The sequence below is a fragment of the Telluria sp. ZB2R32 genome, assembly GCF_059685715.1.
Genome location: NZ_JCASIG010000001.1, coordinates 1,048,601 through 1,061,431 on the forward strand (window position 1 = coordinate 1,048,601; position 12,831 = coordinate 1,061,431).

Annotated in this window: 9 protein-coding genes; 7 read left to right on the top strand and 2 right to left on the bottom strand. The window is 66.4% G+C overall.

The features are described from left to right. Positions 1–47 precede the first annotated feature (47 nt). The 4 genes from AC56LG_RS04595 (at position 48) to AC56LG_RS04610 (ending at position 3,956) form a co-directional block, all read left to right on the top strand. Positions 48–1,496, top strand: a complete 1,449-nt coding sequence (locus AC56LG_RS04595) for an alpha/beta hydrolase (protein WP_497164932.1) — start codon at positions 48–50, stop codon at positions 1,494–1,496. A gap of 12 nt (positions 1,497–1,508) precedes the next feature. Beyond that, positions 1,509–2,240, top strand: a complete 732-nt coding sequence (locus AC56LG_RS04600; RefSeq protein ID WP_497164933.1) for an ABC transporter ATP-binding protein — start codon at positions 1,509–1,511, stop codon at positions 2,238–2,240. Continuing rightward, entirely contained in the window at positions 2,237–3,421 is a 1,185-nt protein-coding gene (locus AC56LG_RS04605; RefSeq protein WP_497164934.1) for an ABC transporter permease, read from the top strand. The genes AC56LG_RS04600 and AC56LG_RS04605 overlap by 4 nt, the downstream gene beginning before the upstream one ends. Before the next feature lie 109 nt (positions 3,422–3,530). Beyond that, entirely contained in the window at positions 3,531–3,956 is a 426-nt protein-coding gene (locus tag AC56LG_RS04610; protein ID WP_497164935.1) for an OsmC family protein, read from the top strand. A gap of 199 nt (positions 3,957–4,155) precedes the next feature. Here AC56LG_RS04610 and coq7 read toward each other — a convergent pair whose 3' ends face one another. Beyond that, positions 4,156–4,800 (bottom strand): 2-polyprenyl-3-methyl-6-methoxy-1,4-benzoquinone monooxygenase, encoded by a 645-nt coding sequence (gene coq7 / locus AC56LG_RS04615; protein ID WP_497164936.1) that lies wholly within the window; start codon positions 4,798–4,800, stop codon positions 4,156–4,158. A gap of 265 nt (positions 4,801–5,065) precedes the next feature. Here coq7 and AC56LG_RS04620 point away from each other — a divergent pair, with 265 nt between their 5' ends. From AC56LG_RS04620 to AC56LG_RS04630, 3 genes are read left to right on the top strand one after another with little or no spacing between them, the layout of a single operon-like run. Then, a complete protein-coding gene (locus tag AC56LG_RS04620) occupies positions 5,066–5,959 on the top strand; it encodes an ABC transporter ATP-binding protein (RefSeq protein WP_497164937.1) in 894 nt (297 codons plus the stop codon). Positions 5,960–5,961: 2 nt separating this feature from the next. Then, positions 5,962–9,486 (top strand): ABC transporter permease, encoded by a 3,525-nt coding sequence (locus tag AC56LG_RS04625; protein ID WP_497164938.1) that lies wholly within the window; start codon positions 5,962–5,964, stop codon positions 9,484–9,486. A gap of 53 nt (positions 9,487–9,539) precedes the next feature. Further along, a complete protein-coding gene (locus AC56LG_RS04630; RefSeq protein WP_497164939.1) occupies positions 9,540–9,740 on the top strand; it encodes an addiction module protein in 201 nt (66 codons plus the stop codon). Between the two features lie 118 nt (positions 9,741–9,858). Here the strand turns inward: AC56LG_RS04630 and AC56LG_RS04635 are convergent, their stop codons facing one another. Then, entirely contained in the window at positions 9,859–12,522 is a 2,664-nt protein-coding gene (locus tag AC56LG_RS04635) for a DNA topoisomerase III (RefSeq protein WP_497164940.1), read from the bottom strand. Between the last annotated feature and the right edge of the window lie 309 nt (positions 12,523–12,831).

The following is a 12,831-nucleotide window of genomic DNA, read 5'->3' on the forward strand; positions in this document are numbered from 1 at the left end:
TCCAAACGATAACAAATTACTATTGGTCAACTAATCAAGGAGTCTTCGTGAAACCACGTTCCATCCTTCCCGCCCTGCTGGCGTTGCTGTTGGCGAATGGCGGCGCAGCGGCGACCGCTGCGCCCGAGACAGCGGCATCCACCAAACCGGCTGTACGCACCTGCCACCTGCCCGGCGCCGAAGGGGCGCTGCGCTGCCTCACTGTCCCGGTGCCGCTCGACTACGGCAAGCCCGCCGCCGGCGGCCTGAAGATCCACGTGACGGTGGCGCCGGCCTTCCGCGAGGGGGCGCGCAGCGATCCGCTGTTCGTGCTGGCCGGCGGCCCCGGCCAGGCCGGCAGCGAAGTACTGCGCGTGCTGTCGACCGCCTTCAAGCGCGTGCGCGCCACGCGCGACATCGTCTTCATCGACCAGCGCGGCACCGGCTTGTCGGGCAAGCTCGATTGCGAAGAGCGGCCCGAGCACGAAAAGATGAGCGACGCCGAACTCGAAGCCGAGATCGTCCGCTGCATCGAGACCAGCCGTGTTCCGTTCGCGGCCTATACCACCGCCAATTCCGCGCGCGACCTCGAACAAGTGCGGCGCGCGCTCGGCTACGGCAAGGTCAATGTCTGGGGCGCCTCCTATGGCACCCGCCTCGGCCAGGCCTATGCGCGCCTGTTCCCCGGCAGCGTGCGCTCGCTGGTCCTCGATGCCGTGGCCGCCCCCGACCAGGTGATTCCCGCCGGCGGACGCGATGGCCAGGCCGCGCTCGACAAGCTGTTCGAGCACTGCGCCAGGGATGCCGGCTGCAACAAGGCCTATCCCAACCTGCGCGCCGAATTCGACAGCCTGGCCGCGCGCACCGAAGCCGGCGTCAAACTGTCGATCGCCGACCCGCGCACCGCGCAGCCGACCACCGTCACCATGTCCAGCCAGCGCTTCGCCGGCACCGTGCACAGCATCCTGTATTCGCCGGCCGACGCGCGCCGCCTGCCCTTCCTGGTCCACAGCGCGTATCAAGGCCGCTGGGAACCGTTCGTCGCGCGCCAGAACCTCAGCGGCGACTTCGCCGGCGAAGGCGGCACCGCCTTCCTGCTGCACCTGGCGGTGGTGTGCGCCGAGGACGTGCCGTACATGACCCCGAGCCTGATGAAGGCCGAGGACGCGCTGATCACGCGCCCGCTGGCGCAGCGCATGCCGGCCATGTGCAAGAGCATGAAGGTGCCGGCGGTGCCGCAGGCGGCGCCGACCATGATCGAGGCGCCGGCCCTGTTGCTGTCGGGCGCGCTCGACCCGATCACGGCGCCGCGCCGTGCCGAGGCCGCCGCGCGCCACATGAAGAACGCGCGCCACGTGGTGGTGGCCAATGCCGGCCACGGCGTCTCGCAGCTCGGCTGCGCGCCGCGCCTGCTGCGCGAATTCCTCGACAAGCCGACTGCCAAACTCGACGCCAGCTGCCTGGCCGAGATCCCGCCCCCGACCTTCCAGCTCGGCAGCGCCGGGCCGCAACCCTGAATCGAGCTACTCATGATCGAAGTAAGCGATGTACGTAAACAGTTCGGCGACGTCAAGGCGCTCGGCGGCGTCAGTTTCAGCGCCCGCGACGGCCACATCACGGCCCTGCTCGGGCCCAACGGCGCCGGCAAGACCACGCTGCTGCGCACCCTGGTGGGCCTGCTCAAGCGCGACCACGGCGCCATCGCCATCGACGGCGTCGACCCGGAACGCGATCCGCTGGCGGTGCGCCGCAATATCGGCTTTTTGACCGACCAGTTCGGCCTCTACGAACGCCTTTCCACGCGCGAATACCTGACGTATTTCGGCGAGCTCAATGGCCTGGGTGGCGCCGCGCTGACGGCGCGCATCGACGAAGTCTCGGAACTGCTGTCGATGGACGACATCCTCGAGCGCCGCACCAAGGGCTTCTCGCAGGGCCAGCGCATCAAGGTGGCGCTGGCGCGCACGCTCCTGCACCGGCCGCGCAACCTGCTGCTCGACGAGCCGAGCCGCGGCCTCGACGTGATGAGCACGCGCGCGCTGCGCCGCGCCCTGACCGCGTTGCGCGCCGACGGCTGCTGCGTGATCATGGCCACCCACGTGATGCAGGAAGTGACGCACCTGTGCGACGACGTCATCGTCATCGCCAAGGGCCACACGGTGGCGCAGGGATCGCCCAATGAGCTGTGCCGGCGCACCGGCATCGAAAACCTCGAAGACGCATTCGTCAGCCTGGTCGGCGAAGAAGGGATTGCCGCATGAAGCCAGCCTACCTGACCATCTTCCTCAAGGAGCTGCGCGAGACGCTGCGCGAAAAGCGCAACGTCGGGCTGCTGCTGCTGGTGACGCTGATGTACCCGATCATGATCGGCATCCTGATGAACAAGATCATCGACCGCGCCACCAGGACCGAGCGCGAGGGCATCGAGCTGGCCGTCATCGGCGCCGCCAAGGCGCCGACCTTGATGGCCCAGCTCAAGCAGAAGAACATCACGGTGCACGACACCGCCCCGCTCGACGAGCCGGCCATCCAGGCCAGGCTCCAGGAGGGCAAGGTGGTCGGGGTGCTGCGCCTGTCGGATAAATTCAGCGACAACTACACGGCCATGCGCCCGGCGCGCATCGAGCTCTGGTACGACTCGGCCGCCGAGAAGAACGGGCAGCGGCGCGAAGTCGAGGAGGTGCTCGAGGCCTACGGCGCGAATGTCGCCAGCGCGCGCCTGCTGGCGCACGGCGTGTCGCCGGCCACGCTGGCGCCGATCGAGGTGCAGCGCTACGACACCGGCACCAACGCCTCGCGCTCGGCCGGCCTGATCGGCAGCATGCTGAGCATGCTGTTCTTCCCCGCTTTCTTCTGCGGCATGTCGGCCGCGGTCGACAGCACCGCCGGCGAGCGCGAGCGGCGTTCGATGGAAGTGCTGATGGCGCAGCCGGCGCGGGCCTGGGAAATCGTCACCGGCAAGTGGCTGATGGCGGCGTCGCTGGCCGTCTTCGGCCTGACGCTGGAACTGATCCTGGCGCACCTGGTGCTGGGCTGGCTGCCGCTGGAAGAAATCGGCATGGCCTGGAGCCTCAACTGGGTCGACGTGGCCATGGTCTGCATCGTCGCGCTGCCGCTGTCGATGCTGGCGGCGGCCCTGCAGATCGCGCTGGCCATGAATGCCAAGTCGTTCAAGGAAGCGCAAAGCCTGCTCAGCATCGTGCTGATGCTGCCGCTGCTGCCGGGCGTGGTGGTTTCGATGATGGACCTGAAAACCTCGCTGTGGATGTATGCGGTGCCGATGCTGTCGAACCAGACACTGCTGCGCGAACTGTCGAAAGGCGTCGAGCTGGGCGCCCTGCCCTACCTGCTCACCTTCGCCAGCGCGGCGCTGCCGGCGCTGGCGATCGTCGCCTTTGCCGGCTGGCGCATGAAGAGCGAGCGCTACGTGCTGGCGGTGTAATGGACGCCGGCCTCGCCTGACGCCTGACTCGTGACGCTGAAACAGCCCTCTCCGGCGAGCCGGTCAGGGCTGTTTTACAATACGCGCCACTACATACGGAGAAATGCACATGGAAGTCAAAGTCAGCTGGAACGGCCCCTCGGGCATGAGTTTTCGCGCCCAGACCGGGTCCGGCCACATGGTCGCGATGGATGGCGCGCCCGAAGGTGGCGGCCACAACCTGGCGCCGCGGCCGATGGAAATGCTGCTGGTCGGCACCGGCGGCTGCACGGCCTACGACGTGGTCCTGATCCTGCAGCGCGGCCGCGAGAACGTCACCGGCTGCGACGTCACGCTGCAGGCCGAGCGCGCTTCCACCGACCCGAAGGTGTTTACCAAGATTAACTTCCACTTCGTGGTGACGGGGAAGAATCTGAAACCGGCGGCGGTCGAGCGCGCGGTGAAGCTGTCGCACGAAAAGTACTGCTCGGCGTCGATCATGCTGGCGACGACGGTGGAGATGACGCACTCGGTGGAGATCGTCGAGGCGGGTTAATACTGGAACGTTGGGGTATGGATGGGTACGAAAACGCGGGCATGCCCGCCCTACGGTGCGCAGCAGTCCATGGCCGTCGCATCATGTAGGGCGGGCCGGGCGGCGAACCGCATGCCCGCGCGGATGTGTGCATTGTGTTGGCCGGCGAACGCGGCGATGACGCCATCAAACCCGGCCCACCGCCGTGCGCCACCACGCATTACAAATAATACGCCGTCGTCGTCATCACCTTCGCCATCGCGCGCATCGCCAGCTTGACCGGCACCGGCATCTCGGCCGCGCCGAGCGCTTGGGCGGCATTGCCGTGGGTGACTTCATCGACGCGCATCTGCTCGACGATCGCGCGCGACTTGGCGTCGCCGGGCGGGAGTTGATCGAGGTGGGCGTTCAGGTGCGCTTCGACCTGGCGCTCGGTCTCGACGACAAAACCCAGGCTGCGCGCGTCGCCCAGCTTGGCGGCCACCGTCCCCATCGCATACGCGCCCGCATACCAGAGCGGGTTCAGCACGCTCGGCTGCGAGCCGAGTTCGGTCAATCGTTCGGCGGTCCAGGCCAGGTGGTCTTCTTCCTCGCGGCCGGCCTGTTCGAATTGCGCGCGCATGGCCGGGCTTTGCGCGTGGCGCGCCTGCGAATCGTAGAGCGCCTGGGCGCAGACTTCGCCGACGTGGTTCACGCGCATCAGGCCGGCGCTGTGGCGCTGCTCGCGCTCGTCGAGCTCGCAGTCGACCGTATTGGCCGCCGGGTTCGCGCGCGTTGCCGAGGCGACGCCGCCGACCACGCGCAGCGCCTTGTCGAAGCCGACGATCAGGTCGTCGAGTGGACTGATGAAACGGTTCGCTCGCATAGGAATCCAGTGATTGATTGGCAAGAAATCAGATTATATGCGCCACATTATAAGCGCCGCCGGGATGCCTTGCCGCGCGGCTGTTGGTCCACGCCACGCTACACCAGCTCCCCTTCTGCTCCGCCTTTTATGCACTCTGGGCGCCGCAGCGCGCCGACCGTCGCATGGGACCGCCCGGGTCAGCCATTAGGGCATACAATGCATCGTCAAAAAAGGCTTGGCGGAAATGAAAGTAATCGCCCTGCAAAGTTCATCTGGAGTCCGCATGGAATTACGCATCCGCAATTTGTCCAAGACCTACGCCAACGGCGTGGTGGCGCTGGACAAGGTCACGCTGAACATTCCGCCCGGGATGTTCGGCCTGCTGGGGCCAAACGGCGCCGGCAAGTCGACCCTGATGCGCATCCTGGCGACCTTGCAGGAATGCGATGCCGGCTCGGTCTTCGCCGGCGACATCGACGTGCTTGACGAAAAGGACGAGGTGCGGCGCATGCTCGGCTACCTGCCGCAGGATTTCGGCGTCTATCCTCGCGTCTCGGCCTACGAACTGCTCGACCATTTCGCCCAGCTGAAGGGCATCGCCGGCAAGGGGCGGCGGCGCGAAGTCGTCGACGGCCTGCTGCAGCAGACGAATCTCTTCGAAGTGCGGCATCAGAAGCTCGGTACCTTTTCGGGCGGCATGCGCCAGCGCTTCGGCGTGGCCCAGGCGCTGATCGGCGACCCGCAACTGATCATCGTCGACGAACCCACCGCCGGCCTCGACCCGCAGGAACGGGTGCGCTTCCATAACCTGCTGTCGGACATCGGCGCCGACAAGACGGTGCTGCTCTCCACCCACATCGTGTCGGACGTGGCCGATCTGTGCGCCAACATGGCGATCCTCCACAAGGGCCGCGTGCTGCTGTGCGGCGAGCCGGCGCGCCTGATCGACGACATCGAAGAGCACATCTGGGCGCGCTTCATCGACAAGGCGGACCTGCCGCTGTTCCAGAAGCAGCATACGGTGATCTCAACGCGCCTGCGCGCCGGCCGCACGCTGATCCACGTGTATGCCGAGGGCGACCCGGGTATGGGCTTCGAGGAAACGCAGGCCAGCCTCGAGGACGTGTATTTCGCCACCATCGCCGGGCATCACGACTTCCGGGCCGGGAACGGCTGACGATGCACGCACTGTTCGCCATTGCCCGCTTCGAGCTGCGCCAGCGCGTCGGCCAGGCCTCGACCTGGGTCTGCTTCCTGGCTCTGGCCGCGCTGGCGCTGCTGTGGACGGCCGCGGCCGGCGGCGTGTTCAAGGACACGGTGGTCGCCTTCGGTTCGCGCGTGCTGATCAACGGGCCGCGCCAGGTGGCGCTGTCGTGCGCCTTCCTCGGCTGCGCTGCCGTGGTGGTGGTGGCCGCCGTCATGGGCCGCGCCATCCAGCAGGACTTCGAGCACGGCATGCACCACTTCTTCTTCAGCGCGCCGATCCCGAAATACGCCTATGTCTTCGGGCGCTTCCTCGGCGCCTGGGCCACGCTCGCTTTCATCTTCGCGGCCATTCCGCTCGGCGCCTGGGCCGGCAGCCTGCTGCCGGGGATCGATGCGGACCGGGTCGGCGCGAACGGCGCGTTCACGTATATCTTGCCGTGGCTGTTCACGCTGCTGCCGAACCTGTTCATTTTCGGCGCCATCTTTTTCGTGCTGGCGGCGCTGACGCGGCGCATGCTGCCGGTCTACGTGGCCAGCATCATCCTGATGGTGAGCTACACGATCGCTCCTTCGCTGGCGCGCGACTTCGACTACAAAACCCTGGCTGCGCTGATCGATCCCTTCGCCACCACGGCGCTGATCAACCTGACCGAATACTGGCCGACGCCGGCGCGCAATGCGCGTCCGGTGCTGCTCGAAGGCGTTTATCTCACCAACCGCCTGCTCTGGTGCGGCTTCGGCCTGGCGGTGCTGCTGCTGGGCTACTGGCGCCTGCAACTGGTCGGCCTGCTCGAAACGCGCGGCACCGAGCCACGCGGCGCCACAGACGCCGCGCCGGTCCTTTCGCAGACCGCCGTCAACACGCGCGAGCGCCCCGACTTCGCGCGCCGCAGTCTGCCTCTGCTGCTGGCGCGCGCCACGGCGCTGCACCTGCGCCAGTCGGTGGCGACGCTGCCCTTCGCGCTGATCGCCCTGGTGGGCATGGTGCTGCTGGTGGGCGGCAGCTTCGGCATCGGCCAGCTGCACGGCGCGCGCACCTGGCCGCTCACCTGGCAGATGCTGGAACTGGTACGGGATGGCTTTGCGGTCTACATCCCGCTGGTGACCGTCTTCTATGCCGCCCAGCTGGTATGGCGCGAGCGCGATGCCGGCATCAGCCAGCTGTTCGACGCGCTGCCGGTGCCGGGCTGGCTGGCGCCGGTCGCGAAAACGCTGGCGCTGGTGGCGGTGCAGGCCTTGCTGCTGTTCCTGGCCATGCTGTGCGCGATGCTGTGCCAGCTGTTGCGCGGTTACTTCGCGCTCGAACCCGGCCTTTATTTGCGCACCCTGTTCACGATCCTGCTGCCGCAATATGCGCTGCTGGCGCTGCTGGCGATCGCGGTGCAGGCGCTGTGCGGCCGCAAATACCTCGGCTATGCCGTTTTCGTGGGCCTGGGCCTGGGCGCCTTTGCCCTGCAGGGCCGGGGCCTCGACCACGTGCTGCTGCCCTTCGTGGGCCTGCCCCTCCTCGACTATTCGACCATGAACGGCTACGGCCACCACCTGCTGCGCGCACGCATGCTGTTGCTGTACTGGGGCGGCGCAGCGCTGATGCTGCTGGTAACCAGCATGGTCCTGTGGCCGCGCGGCGTGAATGCGGAACTGCGAAGCCGGCTGCGCCTGGCGCGCCAGAACCTGACCTTGCCGGCGCTGGGCGCGTTCGGTGCCGGCCTGCTGGTTTTTGCGGGCAGCGGCGCCCTGCTGTGGTACGAGCTGGAAGTAGCCGGCAACTACCGCAGCGCGCACGCCCTCGAAGCGCGCCGCGCCGACTACGAAACGCGCTACCGCCAGTTCGCGCGCTTGCCGCAGCCACGGCTGGCCGCGGTCGACCTGCGTGTCGACCTGTATCCGCGCGGGCGCATGCTGGCGGTGCGGGGCTACTACCAGCTCGACAACCGCAGCGGCGCGCCGCTGCGCGACCTGGTGCTGTACCAACAGCCGGGCATCGACCTCGCCGCCCGTTTGTCAACACCGGCACAGCTGGTCACCGCCGACCGCGAACGCGGCTTCTTCCACTACCGGCTGAACACACCGCTGGCGCCAGGCGAAAAAGCCGTGCTCTCTTTTGAGCTCAGCGCCGCGCCGGGCGGCCTGCTCGGCATCGGCAGCGACACGCCGGTGGCCGCCAACGGCAGCTATTTTACGAACGAGACGCTGCCGCGCATCGGCTATCAACCCCAGGTCGAACTGGGCGATGCGCGCGACCGGCGCCGCCATGGCCTCCCGGCGCGTGCCGCGGGCACGGAGACGTCCGCATTTGCCCCCATTGCCTTCAGCGCCATCGTCAGCACCGTGCCCGACCAGGTGGCCGTGGCCCCGGGCACGCTCGAACGCGAGTGGATCGCCAACGAGCGGCGCCACTTCCATTACCGCTCCGAGGGCCCCATGCCGGGCGACTACGCGATCGCCTCGGCGCGCTATGCGGTGCGCAACGAGCGCTGGCAGGACGTCGCCATCGACGCCTATTTCGAACCTGACCATGCCGAGAATGCCCAGCGCCTGCTGCGCGGCGCCGGCGCCTTTCTCGACTACGGCGCGCGCCAGTTCGGCCCTTACGGCCAGCACGACCTGCGCCTGGTCGAGACGCCGCGCGGCGCCGGCGCGGCGCGCGCCTTTTCCGGCATGCTGGCCGTACCCGAAGACGACGCCTTCATCGCCCGCTTCGATGGCACCCGCGGCGCCCGCGGCGCCATCGACTACCCCTTTTACATGGGCGCCTGGGCCACCGCGCACGGGTGGTGGCAACGGCAGCCGGGCGGAGCCCGCCTGGCCGATACCCTCGCCGAATACAGCGCGTTGATGGCCCTGCGTGGTGGCGGCGGCACGCCCGCCGTGCGGCGCTACCTGCGCGAAAACCAGCGCGCCTACCTGATCGGCCGTGCCGTGGCGACCGGACGCGAACAGCCGTTGGTGAACAACCAGGACGCACCCTGGCTACGCCAGCGCAAGGGCGCGCTGGCCCTCTACCTGTTGCAGGACCTGCTGGGAGAGGAGCGCGTGAATGCCGTTCTGCGCAGCGTAGCGCAGGAGCGCGCCGGCAGCGATGCGGCCGCCATGGCGGCGCTGGCGGCGGCCCTGCGCGCGGTCGCGCCGCCCGACAAGGCTTACCTGGTGCGCGACCTGTTCGACGACGTCGTGCTGTACGAAAACCGCGCCGACAGCGCCAGCGCGCGCCTGCGCCCGGACGGCAAGTACGAGGTCGTGCTGCGCGCCAGCGCCGCCAAGATACGCGCCGGCGCCAAGGGCGAACAGGACCTGCCGCTGGCCGACTACATCGAGTTCGGCGTCGACGACGACGCCGGCAATCCCCTGGTGCGCGAACGGCGGCGGGTAACGGGCGGCGCGCAGAAGCTCACCTTCCTTGTCGCCGGCCGGCCCGCGCGCGCCGGCATCGACCCCGACTACAAGCTGATGGACAAGAAGCCAACGGATAACATGGTTGTAGTCGACAGCCAGTGAAACTCACGCTATGATCGAGCCACCATTTCCATAGAGGTTGATCGATGTCCCCCATGCTTGCCGAAGTTTGCGAAAAGATTCAGCTCCTCAATAACGAGGAACGGCATGAGGTGCTGCGCGTCCTGCTGCAAGACATCGATGGCCTGGCCGATGCCGATGCCGACGAGGCCTGGCGCGACGAAGTCGTGCGCCGCGTAAAGGCGATCCGCAACGGCGAAGCGGCGATCCGCGCGGTGCAGGACTGGCAGGAGTGAACTGCGCTCGCCGCTACCCGCAGCGGGTAACGGGGTAAACCGAATAGACCGTTCAGGCTAATAAAAAACCGCGACCCGAGGGCCGCGGTTTTTTCGTTGGGGGCGCGCTCCCCTGTTCTTACTTCTTCGCGGTGGCGCGCTTGGCGGCCGGCTTCTTCGCTGCCGGCTTGGCGGCCGGCTTCTTCGCTGCCGGCTTGGCGGCCGCCTTTTTCGCGGCCGGCTTCTTCGCCACGGCCGTGACGGCTGCGCCGCCATCGTCGCCCTCGGCCGCCGCGTCAGCCGCTGCCGCCTTGCCCTTGGCCGGCGCCTTGGCCTTGCGCTCTTCGAACTCGAAGCTGATCTTGCCATCCTTGGCGCGCGTCAGGAAGGCCTTGAACGAGCGGCGCGTGCGCTGCGAAACAAACCCCGGCAGCAGGTCGGTCTTGCCGTCGTTGAGCAGTTTCGCCATCTGTTCGGGCAGGATTTCCTGCTGCAGGATGATGCGGCCGCTGCGGAAATCGCAGGTCTTCGGCTTGGCCACGCTCTTTTCGCAGACGTAGGCCAGCGGCATCTCGTAGACGCCGCCGAAGCATTTCGGGCAGGGTCCGAGCGCGGTCTGGCCGCTGAAATCGACGCCCTCGCCGTCCTCGCCGCCTTCCTGGTCCTGGCCGAAATCGAATTCGAGCTTGAAGTTGTTGATCTCTTCGTCGCGCACGATGCGCAGGATGGCGGCAAACGGACGCCCCATCTTCGAGCGGAAGCCCTGCAGCGGACCGATGGTGCGCTTTTCCAGCAACTCTTCGACCTCGGCGATCTCGAACTGGCGGCTGCCCGGCGTCTTGCTCATCGAGAAGTCGCACTTGGTGCAGGCAAAGCGGCGGTAGTTTTCCTTGACCACGCCGGCGCAGTTCGGGCACGGCGCCTGCAATGTCGCGTACTCGCCCGGAATCGTGTCGTTGTTGTATTCCTTGGCGCGCTTGACGATGATTTGCGTCATCTGGGCGATTTCACGCATGAACTCTTCGCGCGAAATCTTGCCCTTCTCCATCTGCGACAGCTTGTATTCCCATTCGCCGGTCAGTTCCGGCGCAGTGAGTTCGTTCACGCCGAGGCCGCGCAGCAGGGTCATCAGCTGCGATGCCTTGGCGGTCGGGATCAGCTCGCGCCCTTCGCGGATCAGGTATTTTTCCGTCAGCAAGCCCTCGATGATGGCTGCGCGCGTGGCCGGCGTGCCGAGGCCCTTGCCCGCCATCGCGTCGCGCAATTCGTCCGAGTCGACCAGCTTGCCGGCGCCTTCCATGGCCGACAGCAGGGTCGCCTCGCTGTAGCGCGCAGGCGGTTTCGTGACCAGGCCGTTGGCGGTGATCTTGTCGGTGAGGACTTTTTCACCTTTGGCGACCGGAACCAGCGTCGCGCCATCCTTGTCGTCGCCGGTACTGTCCTTGCCGTAGACGGCCAGCCAGCCCGGGTTGGTCATGACCTTGCCTTCGGTCTTGAACTGGTGGCCCGAGACTTCGGTGAAGCGGGTCGTGACCAGGAACTCGGCCGGCGGGAAGAAGACGGCCAGGAAGCGGCGCGTCACCAGGTCATACAGCTTTTGTTCCGGCTCGGTCAGGTTCTTGGGGGCGACGCCGGTCGGGATGATCGCGAAGTGATCCGAGATCTTGGTGTTATCGAAGATGCGCTTGTTCGGCTTGACCCAGCCGTTTTTCGTGACCTGTTTCGCGAACTGGTTGTAGTTATTGGTGTCGGCGAGCGCGTCCATCGTCGACTTGACGGTGGCGATATAGTCTTCCGGCAGGTGGCGCGAATCGGTACGCGGGTAGGTCAGCACCTTGTGCTTTTCGTACAGCGCCTGGGCCAGGCCGAGTGTGTTCTTGGCCGAGAAGCCGAAGCGGCCATTGGCTTCGCGCTGCAGGCTGGTCAGGTCGAACAGGGCCGGCGCCATCGAGGTGGTCGGCTTCGATTCCTCGGTAACATTGCCCTGCTTGCCGCGGCAGGCGGCGGCGATCGAGTCGGCGGCGGCCTTGCTCCACAGGCGCTCGGCGCGCTTTTCCGGATCGTTCTCGTCCTTCTTGAACTTCTGGTCGAGCCAGCGCCCTTCGTAGACACCGGCGGCGCAGACGAACTCGGCGCGCACTTCCCAGTAGTCGCGCGGCACGAATTTCTTGATTTTTTCTTCGCGCTCGACCACGATCGACAGGGTCGGCGTCTGCACGCGGCCCACGGTCGTCAGGTAGAAGCCACCCTCTTTCGAGTTGAAGGCGGTCATGGCGCGGGTGCCGTTGATGCCGATCAGCCAGTCCGCTTCAGAGCGGCAACGCGCGGCGTCGGCCAGCGGCAGCATTTCTTCGTCGCTGCGCAGTTGCTTGAAGCCTTCGCGGATGGCATTCGCCGTCATCGACTGCAGCCACAGGCGTTTGACAGGCTGCTTGGCTTTCGCATGCTGCGCGATCAGGCGGAAGATCAATTCTCCTTCGCGGCCCGCGTCACATGCGTTGATGAGGGTGGTGACGTCCTTGCGTTTGATGAGCTTGTTCAGCACCTTCAGGCGCGACTCGGTCTTCGCGATCGGGTTCAGCGCGAAATGGGGCGGAATCATCGGCAGGTGGGTAAAGCTCCACTTGCCGCGCTTGACGTCGTATTCCTCGGGCACCGCAATTTCCAGCAGGTGGCCGACGGCGGACGAAAGGACGTATTCGTCGTTTTCGAAATACTCATCGTGCTTGGTGAAGCCGCCCAGCGTCTTCGCGATGTCGTTCGCGACAGACGGCTTCTCGGCGATGATGAGGGTTTTGGTCATAGGGTTTCTCGTCGTGCTTATATATTAGATGTTTGGCCTGCGCATCATACATGCTTTGGCTGCAAGGCCGGGACCGGCAGTGGACTCATGTCTTAGTAGTAACAGTCCTGAATGAGCGGCCAATGATAAGCGCGTTATCGCGCTGTTCGCAAGTAGCCTCTGCACCTTCCTTGTGCAGCGCGTCATCGGATTGCCCCCATTTGCTCCATCGTGGCGCGCTCGCAACGACTCACAGATGGTGGGCGCTTTCCTACATAATCGCCATCGACATTCCGATAGGAGCGGGACTGTGGTGCGCGCATGATCGGC

What these genes read in the sequence shown, in the direction of transcription:
- AC56LG_RS04625 (WP_497164938.1), top strand. Translation starts at nt 5,962, where the DNA reads ATGCACGCACTGTTCGCCATTGCCCGCTTCGAGCTGCGCCAGCGCGTC.
- coq7 (WP_497164936.1), bottom strand. Translation starts at nt 4,800, where the DNA reads ATGCGAGCGAACCGTTTCATCAGTCCACTCGACGACCTGATCGTCGGC.
- AC56LG_RS04620 (WP_497164937.1), top strand. Translation starts at nt 5,066, where the DNA reads ATGGAATTACGCATCCGCAATTTGTCCAAGACCTACGCCAACGGCGTG.
- AC56LG_RS04605 (WP_497164934.1), top strand. Translation starts at nt 2,237, where the DNA reads ATGAAGCCAGCCTACCTGACCATCTTCCTCAAGGAGCTGCGCGAGACG.
- AC56LG_RS04630 (WP_497164939.1), top strand. Translation starts at nt 9,540, where the DNA reads ATGCTTGCCGAAGTTTGCGAAAAGATTCAGCTCCTCAATAACGAGGAA.
- AC56LG_RS04635 (WP_497164940.1), bottom strand. Translation starts at nt 12,522, where the DNA reads ATGACCAAAACCCTCATCATCGCCGAGAAGCCGTCTGTCGCGAACGAC.
- AC56LG_RS04610 (WP_497164935.1), top strand. Translation starts at nt 3,531, where the DNA reads ATGGAAGTCAAAGTCAGCTGGAACGGCCCCTCGGGCATGAGTTTTCGC.
- AC56LG_RS04600 (WP_497164933.1), top strand. Translation starts at nt 1,509, where the DNA reads ATGATCGAAGTAAGCGATGTACGTAAACAGTTCGGCGACGTCAAGGCG.